The sequence below is a fragment of the Shewanella sp. MSW genome (assembly GCF_007636515.1).
GTDB classification, from domain to species: domain Bacteria; phylum Pseudomonadota; class Gammaproteobacteria; order Enterobacterales; family Shewanellaceae; genus Shewanella; species Shewanella indica.
In genome coordinates this window covers 88,935-111,295 of record NZ_LVDR01000009.1, presented here as the reverse complement: position 1 = coordinate 111,295, position 22,361 = coordinate 88,935, and the positions used below count along the sequence as shown (strand labels likewise).

The 22,361-nt window shown below is 50.7% G+C and carries 22 protein-coding genes; 13 read left to right on the top strand and 9 right to left on the bottom strand.

The genetic code is table 11. The annotated features are described in order from the left end of the window. The first annotated feature begins 6 nt into the window (after positions 1 to 6). From AYI96_RS11680 to mutM, 6 genes are read left to right on the top strand one after another with little or no spacing between them, the layout of a single operon-like run. Complete coding sequence (locus AYI96_RS11680) at positions 7 to 714, top strand: ATP-binding cassette domain-containing protein (protein ID WP_039035398.1); 708 nt, start codon at positions 7 to 9, stop codon at positions 712 to 714. Next, positions 698 to 1,291 carry a molybdenum cofactor guanylyltransferase MobA gene (gene mobA / locus AYI96_RS11675; protein WP_039035399.1) on the top strand — a complete coding sequence of 198 codons (594 nt, stop codon included), beginning with the start codon at positions 698 to 700 and terminating at the stop codon, positions 1,289 to 1,291. Before AYI96_RS11680 ends, mobA begins: the two co-directional genes overlap by 17 nt. A gap of 9 nt (positions 1,292 to 1,300) precedes the next feature. Next, entirely contained in the window at positions 1,301 to 3,106 is a 1,806-nt protein-coding gene (locus AYI96_RS11670) for a bifunctional molybdopterin-guanine dinucleotide biosynthesis adaptor protein MobB/molybdopterin molybdotransferase MoeA (RefSeq protein ID WP_071475706.1), read from the top strand. Between the two features lie 8 nt (positions 3,107 to 3,114). Continuing rightward, positions 3,115 to 4,101, top strand: coding sequence for a GTP 3',8-cyclase MoaA (gene moaA, locus AYI96_RS11665; RefSeq protein WP_144361654.1), 987 nt, complete (start codon positions 3,115 to 3,117; stop codon positions 4,099 to 4,101). A gap of 54 nt (positions 4,102 to 4,155) precedes the next feature. Further along, positions 4,156 to 4,614 (top strand): hypothetical protein, encoded by a 459-nt coding sequence (locus tag AYI96_RS11660; RefSeq protein WP_071475707.1) that lies wholly within the window; start codon positions 4,156 to 4,158, stop codon positions 4,612 to 4,614. Positions 4,615 to 4,630: 16 nt separating this feature from the next. Then, the gene (mutM, locus tag AYI96_RS11655) at positions 4,631 to 5,446 is read left to right on the top strand and encodes a bifunctional DNA-formamidopyrimidine glycosylase/DNA-(apurinic or apyrimidinic site) lyase (protein ID WP_101096235.1); all 816 of its coding nucleotides are present in this window, start codon (positions 4,631 to 4,633) and stop codon (positions 5,444 to 5,446) included. Positions 5,447 to 5,453: 7 nt separating this feature from the next. Here mutM and AYI96_RS11650 read toward each other — a convergent pair whose 3' ends face one another. The 5 genes from AYI96_RS11650 to coaD all read right to left on the bottom strand — a co-directional run bounded on the left by AYI96_RS11650 (position 5,454) and on the right by coaD (position 10,771). After that, a complete protein-coding gene (locus tag AYI96_RS11650) occupies positions 5,454 to 7,175 on the bottom strand; it encodes an ArnT family glycosyltransferase (protein ID WP_071475708.1) in 1,722 nt (573 codons plus the stop codon). Next, positions 7,175 to 7,849, bottom strand: a complete 675-nt coding sequence (locus AYI96_RS11645; RefSeq protein WP_144361653.1) for a TVP38/TMEM64 family protein — start codon at positions 7,847 to 7,849, stop codon at positions 7,175 to 7,177. The genes AYI96_RS11650 and AYI96_RS11645 overlap by 1 nt, the downstream gene beginning before the upstream one ends. A 1-nt stretch (position 7,850) precedes the next feature. Further along, the gene (locus AYI96_RS11640) at positions 7,851 to 8,582 is read right to left on the bottom strand and encodes a glycosyltransferase family 2 protein (RefSeq protein ID WP_039035429.1); all 732 of its coding nucleotides are present in this window, start codon (positions 8,580 to 8,582) and stop codon (positions 7,851 to 7,853) included. A gap of 198 nt (positions 8,583 to 8,780) precedes the next feature. Next, the gene (locus tag AYI96_RS11635) at positions 8,781 to 10,274 is read right to left on the bottom strand and encodes a capsule assembly Wzi family protein (protein WP_144361652.1); all 1,494 of its coding nucleotides are present in this window, start codon (positions 10,272 to 10,274) and stop codon (positions 8,781 to 8,783) included. Between the two features lie 5 nt (positions 10,275 to 10,279). Then, positions 10,280 to 10,771: a pantetheine-phosphate adenylyltransferase gene (coaD, locus tag AYI96_RS11630; RefSeq protein ID WP_144361651.1), complete on the bottom strand. Its 492-nt coding sequence runs from the start codon at positions 10,769 to 10,771 to the stop codon at positions 10,280 to 10,282. 315 nt (positions 10,772 to 11,086) lie between these two features. Here coaD and AYI96_RS11625 point away from each other — a divergent pair, with 315 nt between their 5' ends. Genes AYI96_RS11625 through AYI96_RS11605 form a run of 5 tightly spaced genes read left to right on the top strand, consistent with a single transcriptional unit; the run spans position 11,087 to position 15,960 of the window. Then, a complete protein-coding gene (locus AYI96_RS11625) occupies positions 11,087 to 12,121 on the top strand; it encodes a glycosyltransferase family 9 protein (RefSeq protein WP_144361650.1) in 1,035 nt (344 codons plus the stop codon). Positions 12,122 to 12,172: 51 nt separating this feature from the next. Then, entirely contained in the window at positions 12,173 to 13,126 is a 954-nt protein-coding gene (gene rfaD / locus AYI96_RS11620; RefSeq protein WP_144361649.1) for an ADP-glyceromanno-heptose 6-epimerase, read from the top strand. A 25-nt stretch (positions 13,127 to 13,151) separates the two neighbouring features. Further along, entirely contained in the window at positions 13,152 to 14,012 is an 861-nt protein-coding gene (locus AYI96_RS11615; protein ID WP_226684949.1) for a glycosyltransferase, read from the top strand. Positions 14,013 to 14,029: 17 nt separating this feature from the next. Next, complete coding sequence (locus tag AYI96_RS11610; RefSeq protein ID WP_052248225.1) at positions 14,030 to 14,806, top strand: glycosyltransferase family 25 protein; 777 nt, start codon at positions 14,030 to 14,032, stop codon at positions 14,804 to 14,806. Between the two features lie 8 nt (positions 14,807 to 14,814). Further along, positions 14,815 to 15,960 (top strand): glycosyltransferase family 9 protein, encoded by a 1,146-nt coding sequence (locus AYI96_RS11605; protein WP_039035410.1) that lies wholly within the window; start codon positions 14,815 to 14,817, stop codon positions 15,958 to 15,960. 181 nt (positions 15,961 to 16,141) lie between these two features. Here AYI96_RS11605 and AYI96_RS11600 read toward each other — a convergent pair whose 3' ends face one another. From AYI96_RS11600 to AYI96_RS11590, 3 genes are all read right to left on the bottom strand, one after another. Then, positions 16,142 to 17,242, bottom strand: a complete 1,101-nt coding sequence (locus AYI96_RS11600) for a glycosyltransferase (RefSeq protein WP_039035411.1) — start codon at positions 17,240 to 17,242, stop codon at positions 16,142 to 16,144. After that, entirely contained in the window at positions 17,235 to 18,308 is a 1,074-nt protein-coding gene (locus tag AYI96_RS11595) for a glycosyltransferase family 9 protein (RefSeq protein WP_082014341.1), read from the bottom strand. Before AYI96_RS11595 ends, AYI96_RS11600 begins: the two co-directional genes overlap by 8 nt. Positions 18,309 to 18,462: 154 nt before the next feature. After that, complete coding sequence (locus AYI96_RS11590) at positions 18,463 to 19,509, bottom strand: glycosyltransferase family 9 protein (RefSeq protein WP_039035413.1); 1,047 nt, start codon at positions 19,507 to 19,509, stop codon at positions 18,463 to 18,465. Positions 19,510 to 19,594: 85 nt separating this feature from the next. Here AYI96_RS11590 and AYI96_RS11585 point away from each other — a divergent pair, with 85 nt between their 5' ends. Continuing rightward, positions 19,595 to 20,311, top strand: a complete 717-nt coding sequence (locus AYI96_RS11585) for a 3-deoxy-D-manno-octulosonic acid kinase (RefSeq protein ID WP_039035414.1) — start codon at positions 19,595 to 19,597, stop codon at positions 20,309 to 20,311. Here the strand turns inward: AYI96_RS11585 and waaA are convergent. After that, the gene (gene waaA, locus AYI96_RS11580) at positions 20,297 to 21,568 is read right to left on the bottom strand and encodes a lipid IV(A) 3-deoxy-D-manno-octulosonic acid transferase (protein ID WP_144361648.1); all 1,272 of its coding nucleotides are present in this window, start codon (positions 21,566 to 21,568) and stop codon (positions 20,297 to 20,299) included. The genes AYI96_RS11585 and waaA overlap by 15 nt on opposite strands. Positions 21,569 to 21,687: 119 nt before the next feature. Between waaA and AYI96_RS11575 the strand changes: the two genes are divergently transcribed. Next, positions 21,688 to 22,332 carry a TetR/AcrR family transcriptional regulator gene (locus AYI96_RS11575; protein WP_039035416.1) on the top strand — a complete coding sequence of 215 codons (645 nt, stop codon included), beginning with the start codon at positions 21,688 to 21,690 and terminating at the stop codon, positions 22,330 to 22,332. The last annotated feature ends 29 nt before the right edge of the window (positions 22,333 to 22,361 follow it).

Here is a 22,361-nt window from a genome sequence, read left to right as displayed (position 1 = left end):
CGCTTGATGATAAAGCTGATAGCCCAAGATCTTGAGATGCGTTTTGGTGAACGCCTGTTATTTCGCGCCCGGCAACTGGAGTTTTGCCAGGGCGAAGTCATCTATCTGCAAGGTGACAATGGCTGCGGTAAAACCACTCTGATGAAGCTGCTGGCCGGCTTACTCAAGCCCAGCGCCGGTACCATCTATACCCAAGGATTTCCAGCTGCGCCCTGGTGGCGAGGTGATACCTTGCTCGGCAAGGCTATTTACCTGCATCAGCACCCATACCTATTTGAAGGCAGTGTCAGCTACAATCTGCAACTGGCGCAGAAATACAGCAGCCTGGATAAAGCCGAGCAGCGCACTAGGATGCAAAGCGCGATAGAAAATGCCCAATTGGGGAAACTGCTCAAGACTAACGCCTCAACGTTATCCGGCGGCGAACGGCAACGGCTGGCACTGGCCAGAGCCTGGCTGTTGAAACCCAAGTTACTCATGCTCGATGAGCCCATATCCAATATGGACAGGGCATCGCAGCAAACCGTTTTTGCTATGATTGCCGAATTAAAGCAACAAGGTACTGGGCTACTGATCAGTAGCCACCAGCACTCAGAGCTGACAGCACTTTGTCACCAACATTGGCATATAGAATCACAACAACTGACAACCTCAGCCAATTTGAGACTGGCCACGGAAGAACTGCAGGAGGAGAACTATGTCGCAGCGCATTGATGCGGTAATACTCGCCGGAGGCATGGCCAGGCGTATGGGCGGAGAAGACAAAGGACTGGTAGATCTGCTGGGGCGTCCCATGATTGCCCATGTTATCGACAGGGTAAAACCTCAGGTGAATCAGATCCTGATCAACGCCAACCGCAATCAAACACGTTATGCTGAGTTCGGTTTTCCAGTCATTGCCGACCTGGAACAGGGCTATCCCGGGCCGTTGGCGGGGATGATCAGCGCCCTGGACAAAACAGACGCCGATCTGCTGTTAGTGGTGCCCTGCGACTGCCCTTTGCTACCCAAAGACCTGGTTGAGCGCATGGCGCAAAAACTATTGGCATCAGAAGCGGATCTCGCCGTGGCATCCGACGGCGAGCGGGAGCAGCCAGTGGTTATGCTGCTCAAACCGACGGTGAGAGATTCGATGCAAGCGTTTCTCGATTCAGGCAGGCGCCGTATTGATCTCTGGTACAGTGAGCACCCGGTAGTGGTTGAATCATTCGCCGATCAACCCAACGCCTTTATTAACGTCAACACCAACGAACAAAAACAACAACTCGCGGCGGAAATATCCCAAGCTTAAGAGGTTTCTATGAGCACTGTCTTTACCAATCCCCTGTCCATTCCCGTGTTGGGCTTCTGTGCCTATAGCGGCACAGGCAAGACCACGCTGCTGAAGCAGTTGATCCCTGAACTGAATCGTCGTGGTTTGAGACTGGCAGTGATCAAACATGCCCATCACAACTTTGATATCGATGAGCCGGGTAAAGACAGCTATGAGATGCGCAAAGCCGGTGCCAGACAGATGTTGGTGGCCTCCCATGTACGTTGGGCCTTGATGACAGAAGATCCGCTGGACAGAGATCCGGATCTGCTGCATCTACTCGGCCAGCTGGAACAGGACAAGGCCGATCTGGTGTTGGTGGAAGGCTTCAAGAGACTGGCGCTGCCCAAGATTGAATTACACCGAGCCGCCCACGGCAAACCCTTTATCCATACCGAGGATCCCAATATCCTCGCAATAGCCTGCTGTGACGAAACCAAGCTGCCAGGGGAGATCCGCCGCCTGGATCTCAACAATGTGGCGCAAATTGCTGACTTTGTGCAGCAGTATGTTCGCGATTATCGCCCCGAATCCAAGCCCTCTTCAGCAAGAGCCCTGCCCTTAAGCGCCTGTGAGCTCGGCAGTGAACAGAATCTGTCGGTACGTCAAGGCATTGACCATATCCTGGAGCAAGTCAAACCCGTCACAGAGACAGAGCTGTTGACGCTCGATGAGGCCGACAACCGTATTCTGGCCCAGGATGCAATATCACCTGTGAATGTGCCACAGCAGACCAACTCGGCAATGGATGGTTACGCCTTCGCGTTTCAAGACAACATGTCACAACCCTTTGAGCTGAAAGGAGAAGTGCTGGCCGGTCATCAATATTCTGGCCAGTTGCAGCCGGGTGAAGCGGTACGAATTATGACAGGTGCGCCGGTTCCTCTGGGTGCAGATACCATTCAACCCAGAGAGCTTGCCACTGAAACTGATGGCAAGGTCAGCTTCAGTGGCAAAATCTACCGCGGCCAGCACGTGCGTCTGGCGGGTGAAGATATAGCCCAAGGCGCCGTTGCCCTAAGTGGTGGTACACGTTTGGGCGCTGCCGAGCAAGGCCTACTGGCTTCGCTGGGACTGTTTGAGATGCCCCTCAAACGCCGCCCCAGAATTGCCGTATTCTCCACCGGCGATGAAGTCAGCCAACCCGGCACTGAGCTCAAGGCCAACTGCATCTACGACTCCAACCGCTATACCATCAAGGCGATGGCCAAGCGTCTGGGCTGTGAAGTGCTGGACTTGGGGATCATCGAAGACTCAGAAGCGGTTCTAAGCCAAACATTGAGCCAGGCGGCGACTCAGGCCGATGTGATCATCAGCTCGGGCGGGGTGTCTGTCGGCAATGCCGATTATATCAAGACAGTGCTGGCCAAGCTGGGAGAAATCAACTTCTGGCGTATCAATATGCGCCCGGGACGCCCATTGGCATTCGGTAAGATAGACCAAACATTGTTCTTCGGCTTGCCCGGCAACCCTGTGGCCGTGATGGTCTCTTTCCTGATGTTTGTTCAACCTGCATTGCGTAAACTGGCCGGTGAACCAAGCGGGCAACCAAGACTATTGCCGGCGATTGCCGATGAAGCCATGCGCAGCCGCAGCGGCCGCACCGAGTTCAGCCGCGGCATCATGACCCTGGGAGATGACGGCCAATTGCACGTACGCACGACCGGTGCCCAGGGCTCAGGCATGCTCAGCTCCATGGTCAAGGCCAACTGCTTGGTGATTATCGGTGAGGCCGATGAACGCATAGAGGCGGGTGAAACCGTCTATGTACACCCGTTTGCAGACCTGCTCTGAGGCTGCCCTTGAACAGCCTGAGTGACGGCTTTGGCCGCAAAATAGAGTATCTGCGCCTCTCCATTACCGACAGGTGTGATTTTCGCTGCATCTATTGCATGAGTGAAGATCCCTGTTTTCTAGCGCGGGAACAGGTATTGAGCCTGGAGGAACTGGCTTTTATCGGCCGCGCCTTTACCGAGCTTGGCGTCAGCAAGATACGCCTCACCGGCGGCGAACCCTTGGTACGCAGCGATTGCGACCGTTTGGTGGCGCAGCTCGCGGCATTACCTGGGCTCAAAGATCTTTCCATGACCAGCAACGGCTCCAGGCTGGCCAAACTGGCTCCGGCGCTGAAAGCCGCCGGCTTGAACCGCCTCAATATCAGCCTGGACACCCTAAAGAGCGAACTCTTCACCACCCTGACCCGCAACGGCAAGCTGGAGCGAGTGCTCAAGGGCATAGATGCCGCCAAGGCAGCCGGCTTTGACAGGATCAAGATCAACGCCGTGATCCTCAAGGGACGCAACGAAAACGAAATTATCGATCTGCTGGAGTATTGCCGTCAAAAGCAGCTGGATATCGCCTTTATCGAAGAGATGCCTCTGGGTGTGATGGAGGAGCGTTCTCTGCCAAGACACATGAGCAGCAGTGATGTCAGGGAAATTATCAATCAACGCTGGTCCTTGAGCCTGTCATCCAAGCGTACCGGCGGCCCGGCACGTTACTACAGCATGGCCGACAGCCCTATCCATATAGGTTTTATTTCACCCCACAGCCATAACTTTTGCCATGAGTGCAACCGGGTCAGAGTCACGGCCGAAGGCCGCTTGCTGCTGTGCCTGGGGAATGAACACTCGCTGGATCTGAAGCAGATCATCCGCAGCCATCCTGGTGATATAGACGTATTGAAGCAAGCTATCTTCGAGGCGATTCAGCGCAAGCCCAAGGAGCATCACTTCGACGATCCCAATCAGGTGCAGATCCTGAGGTTTATGAACAGCACGGGTGGCTGATACCTGCCACCGTGCTACACTGGCGATTCGACCTCAATCAAACTATTTTTGCCCATGGCACTGACCCGCAAACAGTGGAATAACATCATTATTCTGGCCTCCATTTTGATGGTGTCGGTACTGACCTTGCTGGATAAACGCATGAACTCGGTGCCAGATACCCGCGAGCTGTTTGACAGCCATACTGAACTGCAACAGCTGCAACTGGACGGGATCTGGTTGGCACAGGCCGCCACTGGCCAATGGCAGTGTGATCCCAAGGTGCTCAATTGCGCCGACTGGAGTCAAGCCTGGCTCAGTATTCGGGTATCACCATTGGCCAGCAAGCCTGAACTCACCCAAGATGAGCGGCCACAAGAGTTGCTGCTGAAAGTCAGCGGCGCTGCCGAGCCACAACTTTGGCTGTTTTATCCCCATCAAGGACTGCTTAAATCTGCCGCCGGGAACTGGTATCTTATTCCCCCCAGCCTCAGAAGTGGTGTTGTACCTCTGCTGAGTGTATCCACAAGCTGATAGAGCAGAGAGCCTTATGCCAGAATTGCCGGAAGTGGAAGTGACCCGCCTCGGGGTTGCGCCGTATCTTGTTGATCAGACCGTCAGTAACCTTATCGTTCGGAATCCTTCACTGCGTTGGCCGGTACCTGAAACGGCCCGCAATATCATAGGACAGACCATCAGAGCCGTGCGCCGCCGCGCCAAATACCTGCTGCTGGATACAGATGCCGGTACCTGCATAGTGCATCTGGGGATGTCCGGCAGCCTGCGGATTTTGCCCCGTAGCACACCGGCGGAGAAACACGACCATATAGATTTGGAGCTGGAAAACGGCCGGGTGCTGAGGTTCAACGACCCGCGCAGATTCGGTGCCTGGCTCTGGTGCGAGTTGCCGGAAACGGCTCATCCACTACTGGCCAAACTGGGCCCCGAACCCTTAACGGATGCCTTCAATGTCGAGCAACTGCACGCGGCACTCAAGGGCAAGAAGAAGGCGATAAAACTTTGTCTGATGGACAATGCCATTGTGGTGGGTGTCGGTAATATCTATGCCAACGAAGCCCTGTTTGCCGCCGGGATCCACCCGCAGGCCGATGCCGGTAAAGTGGATAAAGAGCGGCTGACAGTGCTGGTCGCCGAGATAAAGCTGATCCTGGCTCAGGCCATCAAACAGGGCGGTACCACACTGAAAGATTTCACCAATGCCGAAGGTAAACCGGGTTACTTTGCCCAAAAGCTGCATGTCTATGGCCGCGGTGGGGAAACCTGCACCCAATGTGGCCATCTATTATCCGAAATACGCCTGGGACAGCGCAGCACAGTGTTTTGCAGCCTGTGCCAGACGCGCTGACCCAAGGCTATTCCCGCATCCACTGCCCCGGATGCGGGGTGTAGTAACTGACCATAGTCTTGGGCGACTGACATTCGGGCAGACTCGCCGATGCCGACAGTAAATACCAATCTTGCCTGTGGGCCGAGCCCATATTCTGCCCCTTACTCAAATCAAAGCATTCAAGGGTTACCCAACCGGGAACCAGGAGATAGCGTTGTTTACCTTGTTGCAGCCACTGCCAGGCCCGGCGCTCCTGCTCGGCGGTGGATGCCAGATAGCTAAAATGGGTAATACTTATGGGAGAAAACAGAATAAACTGCTCCTTGAAGCGGATTAATCCAAGCTCAGCTTCCTCACCTATCACCTCGGCAGTATGTTGCATCAAAGCCTTGGGAGTACGTATTTCATCGAGCAACAGATAACCCCAGGTGCTGACCAGGAGCCATCCCAGAATAGTTACAGCGCCGGCCCTGAACAGCGAAGGCTGCTTCCTTAGCCACCAAATCAAAATTAGCCAGGAAGAACCCAGCACCATAAACAGGTAGCCGATACCTGTGAGATCATCGGTATAGTCCGCCAACCTCTCAAGCAACTTGGGATGATGCAGCAATGCCAGCACCCCAAGAGTCAGCAGCAAGCCCCCCAACAACCACAACAGGGCGGACACCAAACGCTCAAACCACAGACACAACTGTGCTCCCTGCAATGCAGCCGCAATGGCCAGCGCGGCCATCGGCAGTGCCGGTAAAATATAGAGATTGCGCTTACCTGGGCTGATACTGAAAAACACCACCACCAACAAGACCCATAACAGCAAGACGGCAATGCCTGGGTCTGCCTTAATGGCCGCCCAGAGGCGCTTTCCGTAAGCCAATGCCAATAAAGGCAGAGGGAACCAGAGCCAAGGAATGACACTGAAAACAAAGAAATACCAAGGTTTGATATGATCCCAGGCGTTGACGTAACGTTCACCCGTTTGCTTAAACAAAATATTGTTCATGTAAGCCAGGTGATCCGGGCTCGCGGATGCTTGAACCGTCAGTATCATGGGAACCAACCAGAGCGCAATTACGGCCAACATGGCGACCGGCCCCAATAGCGCCCGCCAGCGCCAGCTCTCTCGCCATAAGCCTCGTTGCCAGCTGTAAAATGCCAACGGCAACAGCAACAGCAGAGGCAGAAAGCCAACCCCCTTGGTGATAACCCCCAACCCCATAAAGCCCCAGGCGGCGAAATACCAGCCCCAACTCGGCCCTTTGAGGAAATGGCGCAAGAGGCCATAACACCCTAAAGTAATCCAACACATCACCATGGCATCTATCTGAGCATTCTTGGCCTGCATCAAAAATTGCGGCACCAATAGCAGCAGCAGAGCAGCATTGCGCCCGGTGCGAACATTCCAAAGTCTGGCGCCCAGATCGTAGACCAGCATCACTGTCAACAAACCACACAGGGCATTGGGCAGCAAGAAAGCCAGCTTGAGGTCACCAATCAAGGCGTAGCAAAGTGCTATGGCCCACATGAAAACCGGCGGTTTATCAGGATAAAATTCGCCGCCGCGACTGGGAAACAACCACTGACCGCTACTGACCATTTCTCTGGCAACTTCGACAAATCTGGGTTCGTCAGCAGGCCAGGGAGAGCGGAATCCAATTCCCAGCAACATAATAAACAAGGTCAGCCAGAACAATGCCCAAAACACCCTGGTGTAACTATCACTGCCAAAGTAGCTACGCAGCCAATTCATCAAAGCTCCTGTTTGTCTGTGACCAAATCATCCACCTGACGACTCAGGCGATTGCGGTAAAGGTAAGTTCCTATAAAGCTGGAAAGCAGCAAGAGCACCAGGCTGATGCCGAGTTGATACTGATCAGACAAGCCCAAGCCGGCCCCGGCATAGGCAAAGATCAGCATCTGCGGTAAATAACCAATGAAACTGCCAAGCAAAAAACCGCCGACAGGAACCCGGGTTGCCCCGGCGAAAAGATTGGTCAACAGGTTGCTGCCCACAGGTAACAGCCTAATCATTAATACTTTGAGCCAGGTGCGATGGATGATCATCCGTTCAAAACGTTGCAGCCGTATACCAAAACGTTTTTGCAAGAATTCGCGTACCGTCAAACGGGCACAGTAAAAGCTGAGAAGGCAACCCGCCAAGGCGGCAAAGGTAGAAAACAGGGCGCCAACAGCCCCCCCAAGCGCGAAGCCGAAAACAAAGGCAATGATCTGTCTCGGCCCCCCCACGGCAGTAAACAGGGTGCCCACAGCAAACAGTAACGCCAGTCCACCACTCCCTTGGCGCTGAATAAAGTTGGCGACCCAGTTGCTGTCGGTGAGATGCTCAAACCAGCCGGCCTGAACGGCCAACATCAGCCCAAGCAAAACAAAGAGCAACAACAGTGTCTTTAGCAAACGCTTCAACTTAATCCCGGCGGCTGTGTTCAATGCTGTCTATCTCGGCAATTTTGGCCCGGCGGATCAACCACATCACCCCCAAGATATCGACGATTCCCACCCAGAGTCGATTCCAGGCAGTATATTTTGAAATACCGGCTTGTCTATCTCTGTGATTAACCACGGAAATACGCACATCTCCCCCAATACGGCGGATAAGCGCCGGAATATACCTGTGCATATGGTTGAAATAGGGAAGTTTCAGAAAACTGGCTCGTGGAAACAGTTTAAGGCCACAGCCGGTATCCGGAACGCCATCGTGCAACAAAGCATCGCGTACCCGGTTGGCAAAACGGGATTGAAAGCGTTTCCAAGCCGTGTCTTTACGGTGCTTTCGATAACCTGCGATACAAAAATCAGCACTGTTCATTTGCGGGATAAGCCGGATCATGGCGGGGATATCCGCAGGATCATTCTGCCCATCGGCGTCCAGGGTCACTATATATTCCCCCTTGGCCTCGCGCACTCCCGTGCAGATAGCCGTGCTCTGACCTGTACTGCGTTTATGACGGATAACTCTGGCATCACAACCATTTTGCTCTGCGGTTTGTAACACTTCGTTGGCAGTGTTATCGCTGCTGCCATCGTCCACAACCAGAATTTCAAATGGAGTTGTACTTGCCAAGGCCTGACAGATTTCATTAATGAGAGGGCCTATATTGCCGGCTTCGTCTTTGGCGGGTATTACGACTGAAATCAAAAATAAGCTCCCGGGATACTGACCTAAAAACAGTTCAAGCCTATGTTCCATAGGCTTGAACTGCAGCATAGAAGTCGTTTCTTAAGGCTAAATTATGTCAACGCCGCTTTTTACGCAACCATTAAAACCAATGCTGATAACATTTTAATTACAGACATAAAAAAGCCGGCTAAGCCGGCTTGGGGAAGGTGTTATTTCTCAGAATCTGTATTCGTAACTGCCAAATAGGCTGGCATCTGTATCGTTATCAGTATCGAATTCTGAACGGGAAGCAGTTCCCCCAAAAGTCATCATTCCCTTCAACAAGGGCATTCGATAGCTGAGCTCCAACATCAATAGGTCTTCCTTGGCAGGCTGAGGTGCCCAACCATGAGAAGGAGACTTGCCGTCTTTATTGAGTTGAGCATAACGCAGGTAAGCGTTGATGCCGTGGCTGTCGGCAAATTGCCCAACCAAACCCAACACATAAACCTTGGCATCGCTGTCATAGGTGGATCCCAAAGAACGTTGATAGTAACGTGAACCACTCAGGTAAGTGCTATGTTCATAGAAACAGTTAAACACATTAGGGTCGCTACCACAGGCTACCATTGTATCCGTATACTCAAAGAACAGCTTATATTGCTGCTGCGCCAGGTTGAAGCGGGTATCAGCGCCCACCAGCATGCCACAGTCGGCAATCTGCCATGGCGCCGAACCGCTGGAGTCTTCACAGGTGCGCTCCAGATAAAGGCCGAAAGGCACGTTAAACAGAGTGTCGGCATAGCGAATATCGAAACCCGCCATCTGGTTGCCTATCTTGGACTGCATGGAAGGGTCACAGTTAGGATCTCCATCGGCACACTCGGTACCACCTGAAATAGCATCCCAGAATGAACCAAAACCGCAATCCTGCCCCTCACCACAGAATTGCGTGGTCCAGGAAAGGCCTATTTCCAACTGTTTGAAGGGTCTGACACTGCCACGCATATTCCACAGCAGGGTATCTTCAATGGCCCTGTCGTCGTTCATCCAACTGATACCAGTAGTCAAGGTCCAGGGACCAATCCAGGATAGCCAAGGGGTTTCAAAGCCAGCGGCATTGTTACGACTGAGCATCACAGACGGCATGGGCCTGGCATTATTTGATTTATGCAAGGCCGAATCAAATCCAGGCCCCCACCACTGCTGCACAGCGCCTGCGGTCACTATCCAATTGCCCAATACCACAGCCATGTAGGAATCATCCGGACGAGCGTTCTCATCATCCTGAGCATCATATGCCCCGGTTCCTGCAACCTTGAAGGCAAAACGTTCTCCGACATATTCATAGGAGGCACTCAGTTGTCCCTTCTCACGATAGTCAGAACCAAAATGTTGAAATCTGGCAGCATCGGTTGCCGCCGTTGCCTTGATGGCCGCACTACCGCGACTGTCTATCGCCTGACGATAGTAAAAATTCACCCTGGAAAAGGCGTCGGTCAACGCCGGGGTCAGGGTGGCCGGCTCAACTTTGGCCAAGTCGGCACCGATACCTGCCCACATCAAGGGATAGGTATTGACCGGAACCGTGATTACCCCGGCATCGGCCAGCGCTTGTATATCGGCTCTTAAATAAATGTCAGAACTATCGACCCAAGGCGCCGCTTGACTCATAGTACTCATTCCCAGGCCAATGCCCAGCACCAAGCTTTTGTACAAAAAACTTCTCATTGAAATTAACTTCCTTGCTTTTTGATTCGGGTAACCAAGGCCTTGGCAACATCCGGATGAACAAATTGACTGACATCGCCCCCGTGCAGCGCGACTTCCTTGACCAAGGTCGATGAAATAAAAGAGTTTTCTTCCGCAGGTGTCAAAAAGACACTCTCCAGCTCAGGGTGGAGCCGACGATTCATATTGGCCAGTTGGAACTCATATTCGAAATCAGACACAGCGCGCAGCCCCCGCACCAACACATTGGCACTCCGTTCTTTGGCAAAGTCCACCAGTAGCCCGGTAAAGCCAACCACCTCGACATTATCCAGATGTGAGGTCACCTTGTTGAGCATGGCGACCCTTTCTTCCAGAGTAAAACAAGGCTGCTTCGATGGACTGGCTGCCACACCTATCACCAAGTGAGAAAATAGCGCAGCGGCACGTTGGATAAGATCCGCATGCCCATTGGTGACAGGGTCGAATGTTCCGGGATAGATGGCTTTCGTGTACATGACTCTGTGCCCTAAATTGATGGTGTAATCGCGCCTAGTTTAACGAGTTCTCTCCCTGGATTGAACCATTGACATCGAATCAGCTTGGTTAACCGCTTAACAGCGGTTGTACCCAAAGAGTCTGAGTTCAAGGCATTTGGTGACCCATGCAATTCTTTCAGACATGAAACCTGGTTATGAAAGACGAAAACACAGATCTATGGAATTTAAATTGGTATACTGACACGCCTTTTTTCGTGAGTGATCCATTGATGTTCACGAGGATGTAGACATCAATGGATCACTTAAGTTTTTACAATGAGTTGATTTTTTCATATGTTAAAAAGAGTATTGGTCATCAAACACGATAAAATTGGCGACTTTGTCCTCATGTGGCCTGCACTGTATCTACTCAGGCATGCTTTACCGCAAGCCAGTATTGAAATGTTTGTCTCTCCAGCCGTAAAGCCATTTGCTGAAGTATGCCCTTATGTTGACCATGTCATTGTCGATAACGGCAACGATGAAGAGATTGGCGAAGCCATCAGCGCCAGGCAATATGACGCAATTCTCATCTCTCAATCCGAATACCGTATCTACAAAATCTTACGTCACATAGATGTTGCCTATAAACTCGCTCCTAAGCATAACTGGTACCAATATCTCTATAAACACAGAGCCAACGTTCAGTATCGTAAGGGAGAGCCTTGTTGGCGTGGTGCTTGCTTACTGGTAGAGCACTTCCTTAATCATTTTGGATACAGTATCCCAGCGCTTCCCAAACAATATTGGGATAAACAAGCCGTGCGAGACAAATGGCAAGCCTATTACGGACATTCTTCAGGTGAAAAGTTGATCTTTGCTCATCCGGGTACAGGTGGGTCATCCGGTGCGCTCGCCCCAAAGGACTTTGCCTACCTATTAACACAGATAAACGCCAATACTAAAATCGACTGTAAGTTTGTACTCACCTTTAACGGTGACGAAGAAGCATTAGCGCAAATAATCAATAAAGACTTACAAGCTAACGGAGTCAAAGTGGTGATGGCCAAACCTTTAGCCGGCCTTGCCGACTTTGCCGAATCACTGGTCGCTGCCGACATGTTTATCGCAGGTTCAACAGGCCCATTACATATCGCTGGGCTCCATGATGTGCCGACTGTAGGCTTTTATGCGGGGAGGCGTTCAGCGCCCAAAATTCGCTGGCAAACTTTGACCCAGAGCCACAAGCGTCTAGCCTTTACTCCACCGATAGGCAAAAAAACTGGCCGAAATATGGCACTAATCGATTTTGACGCTGCGGCACAGGAAATTGCTCAGTTCCTAGATACCTTTTATGGTGAGCCCCAACCACTCACCTCGGATTTATAACATTTAGCGACTCGACATTTATACGAGTCACACGAAAATTGGAAAATACTTATGATAGTAGTCACAGGTGCCGCAGGCTTTATTGGTAGCAACTTAGTTAAAGCGCTCAATAACTTAGGGCGTAGTGATATTATTGCCGTAGATGACCTGACCGACGGCACCAAGATGTTTAATCTCGCCGACTGTGAAATCGCCGATTATCTGGATAAAGCAGACTTCATCGAACAGATCAACCAGGGACAATTCGATAACAAGGTTGAAGTAATCTTCCATCAAGGCGCCTGTTCGTCAACCACTGAGTGGGACGGCAAGTTTATGATGGCTAACAACTACGAGTATTCCAAAACCCTGCTCCACTTCTGTGAGCGTACCGGCAGCCAGTTTATCTATGCATCCTCGGCCTCTGTTTACGGCGGCAGCGATAAGTTTGTCGAGCAGCGGGAGCTGGAAAAGCCGCTCAACGTCTATGCCTACTCCAAGTTCCTGTTCGATCAATATGTCAGGCAACATAGCTTCACGACTCAAGTGGCCGGACTACGTTACTTCAACGTTTATGGACCAAGGGAACAACATAAGGGCGGCATGGCTAGTGTAGCTTTCCACTTCAACAATCAGATTAAGGCGAATGGTATCTGCCGCCTGTTTCAGGGCCACGACGGCTTCGAAGATGGCAAACAACTGAGAGACTTCGTGTATGTCGAAGATGTAATCAAAGTCAACCTCTGGCTATGGCAAAATCCAAGTGTCTCAGGGGTGTACAACTGTGGTACGGGTCAAGCACAGAGCTTCAACGACGTGGCCAATGCGGTGATCGCTTATCACGGTAAGGGGGAAATCGAATATATTCCTTTCCCGGATAAGCTCAAAGGCGCCTATCAAAGCTATACCCAGGCGGATCTCACTCGACTTAGGGCTGCTGGATATACTCAGGCCTTTAAAACAGTCGAGCAAGGAGTACCCGAGTATCTGGACTGGCTGGCCGCGCAACACTTTATCGGTCAGTAATTAAGCCTTGAGGAGCCCATTTGTAATGAAAGACAATCAATTGAAAACAGCTATTTTTACGCTTGCTATTGGTGATGAAAATCCCATGTACCGTGCCGCGTTACTCAGTTTCGAAAGATATGCCGAAAAAGTCGGTGCTGATCTTATCGTTTCAAAGGAGCTCCATTACCCAATCACCATCACAAATCCAAAACATACCGCCAGCCCTGCGTGGACAGAGAAGTTATATATCAAGGAGTTATTGAAAAAATACGATAGGGTACTGTACCTGGATGCCGATATCATTATTACTCCAGATGCTGACAACATTTTTGAAGTTTATAATGAACTGGATACTATTTATCTATTTAATGAAGGACAGTTGCTAGAGCGTCAACCTGTGATAGACAAAATCTCTGCTATCATGGGTGAAATAAAAGACTGGCCCAAAGAAAATGGACGCCCTGTCTACTATAACTTAGGCTGCATGCTAATTTCACGCCAATGTCCATTATTTGATATTGCCTCATTATCTGATCTTCAGAAACTTTGTAATCACATAAAGTACTATGAACAAACTTATGTAAACTACCTGATACAACGTGATAATCTCAAAAATAAGAGCATATCCTCACAGTTTAACCGCATGGATGTTTTAGGGGCAGATAATTATAAACAAGCCAGCTTCATCCATTATGCTGGTAGAGGCTATACTAACTCTTCCTTAAAACGTGAAGTCAGATTTGTAAACGACTTTTGCGACATCTTTGCTAACCAAATAGATGCTGACACTTTAAAAGAAATCAAAAGCGACGGCTGGGAATTGTTTATCGACAAAGCACATAAGCGTTATAAGCTACCGAGATCGATCATCAGTGCCTTGGCCAAAGCCTTCGTCACCATTTAAGGAAATAGCTAAAACTCATGATGAAGTATAAGGTTTTCGTTATCAATCTAGCCCGCTCTAAAGAGCGGATGGCCCATATTACCGAGCAACTCAATCGTGTTGGAGTCCCCTTCGAACGCATAGAAGGCGTTGATGGCAACCTACTAACAGATGAAGAAATTGAACAGGTTTCTCCTGCCAAATTAGTGCAAAAAAACTATTACAGGGCGCTAAGTAAAGGAGAGGTCGGTTGCAGTCTTAGCCACAAAAAAGCATGGCAAAAAATTATCGATGATGACTTGGATTTTGCCTTCATTCTTGAGGATGACATCTACCTAGAAGACAATTTCTCAGAAGTGGTCGACTTAATGCGAAACCTACCCACAAAAGAATGGGACTTCATTAAGCTTTATCCACTCCGCAAGGGTGGCCAGAGCAATATTAGGAATGCTTATACTTACCATAAGCACAAATTTATTAGTTATCATAAGTTTCCAATTAGCGCTGTAGCACAGGTAGTGAGTAAAAAAGGAGCTAAAGCACTTATCAAAAACATGCCTTATGTGGTACAACCAGTTGATGGACACCTAAAATCCTGGTGGACGCTAGGTATTTATCCTTTTGGACTCATCCCATACTGCGTTTCAGTCGATCTGACGGGCCTATCGGACATCAACCCTCATGGGGGGCTTGAAAAGATGAAGCAACGCAAATTAACCAAGCTATATCTTAACTGGCAACGCGCTCTGGCGCGGCTTTTTGCAACGCCTAAGCTTGACAAAAAATTCACACAGTTTACCAACTATCTAAAATAGAGATTCTTGTGTCTGTCATAATTGAACATTCAAGCATACTGAAAGCTAAGCGTGTCTTGTACATGACACACTTGGCCATTGGTGATTTTGTCTACCAAGGTGTTTGGTTACGCGCCCTTAAAGCAAAATACCCTCATCTTAGTATCGATATCTGGTTTGACGACTGTCGCAGTAAGCCCCACGATTGGGCCAAAGGCCGCAACAAAATTCTATCGGAATGGATAAATGCAATAGGGGATTTCGACGACGTTTATCCTATTGTGAGCAATTTGGATCAACGTCAAGCAGCAATCCAAACAGCTCGAGAAAAAAAATACGATATCATCATTTTCGTAGGGAAAAATCGTAGCGAACAATTTGCAAAGATTGCACGTCAGATCTCATCGACAGCCATAGTTGTCGCCACCATGAACTACACCCTAAAAAATCTATTTACCAGTAAAATCTATGCTGGCAAACTCGATGGTACTCTCAACTACCGTGACATAGCTAAAAAAAGCTCACATATTACTGACTTCTATGGTCACTGCTTTAATCAATTTCTAGGATTAGATACCACAGATCTCATTAACGGCAGCAAACAACTCGATATTTATATTAGTCCTGAGTATCAATCAAGTGTCCAACCCGTGATAACCTCACTCACACAGGGTGACTCAAATAAACTCATTATTTTTATCAATCACCTATCAACGGCGACGAAAAAAGACTACCCCTGGCCTCAAGTAAAACAACTGATCCAGCTGCTTAATTCAAAATATGCCAACCTAGTATTCATAGTCAATACACCGCCAGATAAGCTTGAATCTGTCACTGCAGAGATAAGAGCAGATAAAGATTTAAATCCAAAGCAGATCACGACCTTTACTGCACTGAATAATTTCTTTGAACTTCCAGCTATCATAGGTCTTTGCGACCTGAGCATAAGCGTCGATACTGCTACTGCTCATCTCGCTGTATGCATGTCGAAGCCTCAAGTAACCCTAATGGCCAGCGACTTTAAGCTCTGGCAACCACTGGGGGATAGCATCATCCTTGAAGGTACAGGTAAAGCAAGCTCTATTGCCCCTCACCAAGTCGCCAATGCAGTGGAAAAGCAAATCCTAAACTTCTATGGTGAAACAGAAAAATTTCAGCCTTTAAACAACAATTGAGTATATGTTGAACATAAACCTGGGCAGGGGAAACTTAATAATGCATTATTTATTAATGCTTTATATTTAGCCCACCAACACCGAGGCTTTAATATCAGGGCTTGTAAAACGATTAAACAAGCAAGAGCTTAAGTAATTGGGCTGCAAGTGGTAAAAGTGGTGAAGTTTTATTCCATTCCCCTTAAGAGGACTCACAGAGGCTCAGATAGTCGGCAACAATTTTGTCGATGGTCACCTGCGTAAGGATCTGACTGTCGGCAAAAGGCGGATAATACTCCAAGGCTTGCTCCAACTTCCGACTTAAAGCCTTACTATCCCGTCTCGGAACCAGATATTTAGCCAGTTCACCCGTTAAAATCTCATCAGGTCCATGGGGGCAGTCGGTACTGATCACAGGAGTGCCGCACAATAATCCCTCGACCAGGACATTACCAAAGCCTTCATAATCGGAACTGAGCACCAAGAGACTCGCACCCTTTATCCAGGGAAAGGGGTTGGCCTGAAACCCGGGACAGATGATGCGATCGGCCACACCGTATTTTCTGGCCAGTTTCATCGCCTTCTTGGGATTGTTACAAAGTAGCACCAGCGGCAAAGGCTTATGCATCTTGGCAAGAGCCTGAAATAGTATGTCATGACGTTTTTGCCGTGCGACGCGACCAACATGGATCAGATAGTCACCTTTGGGAATATCCGGGTGTTCCTCTACAGCTTTTGCCCTTATCGCTTCTATATCGAATGGGTTATATATAGTACGCATACTGCGGGGAGAAATTCGCCCGCTCTGGCGAATTTCCTGAGCGATCCCCTTGGAGACTGTGATCAACGCCTGGCCGTTTAGTGCCAGCTTGGTTCTGAGCATTGTAAGGTAAGCTAATAGTCCGAGTTTACGCTCACGCTTCAACTCCTCTTCAATAGAGTTATGCACCACAATATAGAGCTGTGATACACCGGCACGAGTTAGCAATAAATTGCTCTTGTCCAAATTAGACAAAATAAGGTCAAAACCACCATAAGTCTGTTCGAGTTCATCGAACCATTGCTTGACCCTGGCAACCGAGCGCCCCAACCGCCACCAGGCAATGATATGCCGCTCACCTTCATCGAAGCAGACATGCAAGGGAATTTCCTCAGGGACTGCATAATCATAATGAGGGGTCAGCACCAAAAGATGCGGCTCGTGTCCCAAACGTTTCAGTTCAGTCGCCAGAGTTAGGACTATCTTCTCTGCACCGCCACCGGCGAGGCTGTCTATAGCTAAGCCGATCCGTTTACTACTCATAATCAAGCCCCAATAGTCGTGCAATCTCCATTATGCAGATATCCAGCCCCTTGGCCTCCCCCTCTTTATCCATATTGGCAACTAACTGCCCCACGGTTTGTGGTTCCAACAGACGCTGTACCTGAGTACACATAGCATCTGTCTCGATATCGCTGCTGATGGCTAAGCCCCGCTGCACACAGCTATCAATCCGCTTGGGTTGATCCTTGGAAACTGCCACCGCCAACGTCGGCACCTTAAGAGCTATCGCCTGCAACAGGGTATCACCACCGCTTAGTACAGCGCCCACTGCGCCATCAAGCAGATTGATAAACTCCATGCTGGAGAGCCGCTCTATGCTCACTACCCCCTCTAACCTAGGTAGGGCTTTAGGATAATTAGGACCAAACACCATGACGCTGGGTATCCCCATCTTTTGATAACAGACCTGCGCTACTTGGGCAAAACGTTCAGCCGCAAGAGTTGCGCCGACATAATGACCGCCAGATCCTGCGCTATAGAGGAGATATCCCTTTGGCTTTAAGTTATATGCTTGCTGCAACTGCTGTTGCAACGCTTTATCGGGTCTTGCGAAGATAGGACCGGTAAAGATGGGCTCGGCCCGTTTGATCAGGTTTAACTTGAAGCGATCGAAACGACTAATATCGCCAATCACAAACTCAGGCTGCACTACCCAATGACTGTCAGTGACCAATGCCCGTACAAGCTTCATGCCTCGAGCACGTTTGCGTTTGTGCTGGCTGATAAAAACCACCTTGGCGCCACTGCGATAAGCATGTTTCAGCTGTGCTTTACGGCCGGCCGCATCAAAGATTACCAGGTCAGGCTTGAGCTCTGAGATCAACTGGTTCACCTCTTTCACTCGCTTGGTGGGAGTGTCGTCAACCAGATGCGTTGGATAGGAGCAATACTTGGCGTAGGGGGCGCGACTGTTAAGCACAAATTCAATCTGTGCTCCGGGCCAACGCTGCATGATCTCGTCGGCCACTATGGTGGAACGCATATATTCACCTATTCCCTCTTCACAGGAGACAGGTACAAATAGAAATTTTGGCGCCACGGACATCGACATTATCCCTAAAATTAAATGGAAAAACCCCATCCTCCCTCATTGCTTCACTCAACTGATGTTTGTCAGCAGATGAGCCTATCAAGCCTGAAGTTTACCATTAATCGGCAGCTCCTTACTATTGACCGGAGTATTGTTGAGGATCGCTCGATTAAGCGCTTTCGCTCGCTGGCAACAGACGATCAAATTGGGCTATTACAGATGCCACCGGGATCATCTCCATCAGATGCGCGCCCTTGGCGCGTGTCCCCCAGGGAACCTCGCCTGGATGTTGCAAGGCGATTACCTCATCATAGACACTGACCACGCTATCCAAACAGGTATAAGGCCCAGTGCGTCCAGGATTGGAATGGGCGTATAGGCCGATCACCGGCGTTCCTTGGGTCACAGCCATATGAGCAGGACCGGTATCCGGCGCCAGGACTATGCTCGCCTGTTTCAAAAGCGCCAAAAGCTGCGTCAGTGAAGTCTTACCCACCTGGTTTTCGATGCGGGCATCGCCATGTTCAATAATGGCCTCGGCAAGCTGATACTCCATAGGAGCGGGGCCGCCGCAAAGCAACACACGATAACCTCTTTCCAGCGCATGGTTGGCTACTTGAGCATAACGTTCGGGCAACCAATTTCGCTCTGCCTTACTGGCGGCAGCGCAAATAATCAGTGCCTTATCCCCATCAGGGATCAACTGACAGGCAAACTCAGTATCAGCGGCGGGCACAGGAATGTCCCACTTAGGCTGAAGATCTGTCACCCCCACAGCCTTAGCGAAGCCCATAAAGCCTTCCAATACATGGGGCGTGGCCAACGGGGCAACCTGCTCATTGGTCACCAACCATTGTCCCTCTTTGGCCCTGGCCCGGTCAAACCCTATGCGCACTTTGGCGGGGATCATCAATGAGGCTATGGTAGCCCGCAGCGCCACCTGCATGTGCAACAGCACATCGAAACGACGCCCCTTGAGCGCCCGCCGCAAATTGAGGTAACTCTTCCAGCCTTGACCTTTGTCAAACACCACAAACTCCACCCCGGGCAGGTGCTTGAGCAGCTGATATTCTATCTTGCCTACCACCCAGGTGATGGCCAGTTGCGGGTACTGGCGCTGAATTGCCTGCACCATGGCAACGGCATGACAAACATCACCAATCGCCGACAGGCGCAGCAAACAGAGAGATTGAATTTTCGCGGGGTCAAAACTCATGGACAGAATCGGCTTCTTGGGTGCAAACCCCAGATCTTAATGTAGAATAGACTCAGGTTCCACGCTTATAACGAACAAATAGCCGATGCAAATTAAAAACACCGCCAAGGGTTGCCTGGCGCTGAGCCTTGCCGCCCCACAAGCCCTGGATGAAACCTGGTTTGACGAGTCTTTTTGGCGGCAACAGCAAGCGATTGTCGGCTCATCCAAGGGGCGTTACACCACTTGGTTTGTCGAGCATGAAAAACAGCAGTGGGTATTGCGCCACTATTGGCGCGGCGGCTTGATGGAAAAGTTCAGCAAAGACGCCTACCTGTTCACCGGCCTCACCAAAACCCGCGCCGTGGCAGAACTGGCGCTCTTGGAGCAACTCTTTGAAGAAGGTTTACCTGTACCCGAGCCCATTGCCGCCAAAGTGGAACGCTTCGGGCTCTGGTACCGGGCCGATATCCTGATCCGTCGCATTCATGGTGCCGAGGATCTGGTGGCTCTGCTGCAAAAACAGGCCATGTCACGCCCACAGTGGCAACAACTCGGCGCCTTGATTGGCCGTTTTCATCAGCGCGGTGTCTACCATGCCGATCTCAACGCCAAAAATATTCTCAGCAGCGACCAGGGCTTTTATCTGATTGATTTTGACCGAGGAGAGCTGCGAACCCCGGCCGATGGCTGGCAACAGGCCAATCTCAGTCGGCTGCTGCGCTCCTTCAACAAGGAAAAACGCAAACAGCCCCAGCTGCAATTTACCGAAGATAACTGGCAGTGGTTGCTGGAAGGCTACCGCGGCTCAGCGAGTGCCTGACAACAAGGCCTGAGCCAACTGCAACTGCTTCTGCAGTGCTCCTCTGTTGCTGCTAACCACTTCCAAGCCGGCTTGGGCGGCGCGGCGTCTCGCATCGCTGTCCTGTAACAGTGCCGCTATGCCACTCGCCAGCGAGGCGGCATCCTCAACTTGCTGTAAGGCCCCGGCACCTTGCAGCAGGTAAGTTATCTCGGCAAAGTCCCAATGATGAGGGCCGACAAATACCGGCAAGCCCAAGGCCGAAGGCTCCAGCGGATTATGCCCGCCATTGGTGATCAGGGTGCCGCCGACAAAGGCCAGATCGCCGCAGGCATATAACCCGAGTAACTCCCCCATGGTATCCCCGAGCAGCACCTGAGTCTCGGCAGCTAGCCCTTGGCCGCTGCTGCGCCGCACATAGGCAAGCCCGGCCTGCTTGATTGCCGTGGCGGCATTATCGAACTGCTCCGGGTGTCTCGGTACCATGATCAACAAGGCCTCTGGCCACAGTGCCAATAGGCGTTTATGGCACTCCAGCATGGCGGCAAATTCCCCTGGATGAACACTGCCGGCAACCCATACCGGGGACGAGGCGCGTCCCCACAACTGCCTTTCGCCCCTGGCCCTGGTTATCTTGTGCTGATCCAACTGCAGGTCGAACTTGAGGCTACCGCAAACACTCAACTTGTCGCTGGCAACGCCGAGAGCGATAAAGCGTTCGGCCTCGGCTTGGGTCTGCACGGCTATCTTATCCAACAGTTGCAACATCGGCAGGCTAAGTCCGGCCCACTTCTGGTATTTGGCGGCCGACTTGGCCGACAACCGGGCATTGGCCAACATGATGCCTACGCCCTGTTTTTTGGCCTGATGCAGTAAGTTGGGCCAGAGTTCAGTTTCCATCACTATCAGGTTCGAAGGCTTGAGCCTGTTAAGAAAACGTCGCACACACCAGGGAAGATCGAACGGCAGGTAACAATGCTGCACTGTGTCACCAAACGCCTTGCGCACCTCACGGGAACCTGTGGGACTGGTGGTCGTTACCGTGACAGATAAGTCAGGGTTGGCTTGCATCAATGCCTTGATCAGCGGCACTGCGGCCAGGGTTTCCCCCATGGAAACAGTATGGATCAACAGGTCTGTCGGTTTGGCCTTGAACAAGCCGAATCGCTCACCCCACCTGCCGCGGTAATCCGGGCTCTTCAATGCCCTAAATGCCAGATACAGCAGTAAGAGTGGCGACAACAGATACAGCAAGAGTGAGTAACGACTAAGGTTCATTGGCGGGATAATTGAGTTTTGCCTGATGGATTGTCACAATGCTAGCATAATACCCGAAGCAGCATAACCAAGAGCCATTCGCCGGATTGCGGATGATGCCGCAACCATTTAGGACTCAGATGAAAACCCGCGATAAAATCATCCAGGCCAGCCTGGAACTCTTCAACGAATACGGCGAACGCTCCATCACCACCAACCATATCGCGGCTCATCTGGGAATAAGCCCGGGCAATCTCTATTACCACTTCCGCAACAAGGAAGATATTATTCGTTGTATCTTCGACCAGTATGAAAATCATCTGGAACTGGGGTTTCAGCCCTATGAAGACAGGCAAGTCGATGTCGAGTTGTTGATTGGCTATTTCGATGCCATGTTCTATACCCTGTGGCAATTTCGCTTTATGTACGCCAACCTGGCCGACATCCTCAGCCGCGATGAGGCCTTGAAAAAGCGCTATCTGGAAGCCCAACAAAAGGTGTTGACCCGCTCTAGCCACGTACTTCAACAGTTGTGTCAGGATGGCTTTCTGCAGCTGGAGCAAGACAAGATCTCCAGCCTGGCCGATACCATCAAGATGATAGTCAGCTTCTGGATCAGCTATCAGCTGACCCAATCCAGCATAGCCAATATCACCAAGTCTTCACTCTATGAAGGCCTGCTCAGGGTGCTGATGATCTTCAAGGCCTACGCCACCCCCAGTTCCACCTCGACCTTCGAGCGTCTGGAGCAACACTACCAAAATTTGGCCCACCAGCAAGACTAGCTCACCGTCTTGGGCATCTGACATTCAGG

Bases quoted from the DNA above. Each gene is read 5' to 3' on its own strand.
- AYI96_RS11680 (WP_039035398.1), top strand. From the start codon at position 7: ATGATAAAGCTGATAGCCCAAGATCTTGAGATGCGTTTTGGTGAACGC.
- mobA (WP_039035399.1), top strand. From the start codon at position 698: ATGTCGCAGCGCATTGATGCGGTAATACTCGCCGGAGGCATGGCCAGG.
- AYI96_RS11670 (WP_071475706.1), top strand. From the start codon at position 1,301: ATGAGCACTGTCTTTACCAATCCCCTGTCCATTCCCGTGTTGGGCTTC.
- AYI96_RS11660 (WP_071475707.1), top strand. From the start codon at position 4,156: ATGGCACTGACCCGCAAACAGTGGAATAACATCATTATTCTGGCCTCC.
- mutM (WP_101096235.1), top strand. From the start codon at position 4,631: ATGCCAGAATTGCCGGAAGTGGAAGTGACCCGCCTCGGGGTTGCGCCG.
- AYI96_RS11650 (WP_071475708.1), bottom strand. From the start codon at position 7,175: ATGAATTGGCTGCGTAGCTACTTTGGCAGTGATAGTTACACCAGGGTG.
- AYI96_RS11635 (WP_144361652.1), bottom strand. From the start codon at position 10,274: ATGAGAAGTTTTTTGTACAAAAGCTTGGTGCTGGGCATTGGCCTGGGA.
- coaD (WP_144361651.1), bottom strand. From the start codon at position 10,771: ATGTACACGAAAGCCATCTATCCCGGAACATTCGACCCTGTCACCAAT.
- AYI96_RS11625 (WP_144361650.1), top strand. From the start codon at position 11,087: ATGTTAAAAAGAGTATTGGTCATCAAACACGATAAAATTGGCGACTTT.
- rfaD (WP_144361649.1), top strand. From the start codon at position 12,173: ATGATAGTAGTCACAGGTGCCGCAGGCTTTATTGGTAGCAACTTAGTT.
- AYI96_RS11615 (WP_226684949.1), top strand. From the start codon at position 13,152: ATGAAAGACAATCAATTGAAAACAGCTATTTTTACGCTTGCTATTGGT.
- AYI96_RS11610 (WP_052248225.1), top strand. From the start codon at position 14,030: ATGATGAAGTATAAGGTTTTCGTTATCAATCTAGCCCGCTCTAAAGAG.
- AYI96_RS11600 (WP_039035411.1), bottom strand. From the start codon at position 17,242: ATGAGTAGTAAACGGATCGGCTTAGCTATAGACAGCCTCGCCGGTGGC.
- AYI96_RS11595 (WP_082014341.1), bottom strand. From the start codon at position 18,308: ATGTCCGTGGCGCCAAAATTTCTATTTGTACCTGTCTCCTGTGAAGAG.
- AYI96_RS11590 (WP_039035413.1), bottom strand. From the start codon at position 19,509: ATGAGTTTTGACCCCGCGAAAATTCAATCTCTCTGTTTGCTGCGCCTG.
- AYI96_RS11585 (WP_039035414.1), top strand. From the start codon at position 19,595: ATGCAAATTAAAAACACCGCCAAGGGTTGCCTGGCGCTGAGCCTTGCC.
- waaA (WP_144361648.1), bottom strand. From the start codon at position 21,568: ATGAACCTTAGTCGTTACTCACTCTTGCTGTATCTGTTGTCGCCACTC.
- AYI96_RS11575 (WP_039035416.1), top strand. From the start codon at position 21,688: ATGAAAACCCGCGATAAAATCATCCAGGCCAGCCTGGAACTCTTCAAC.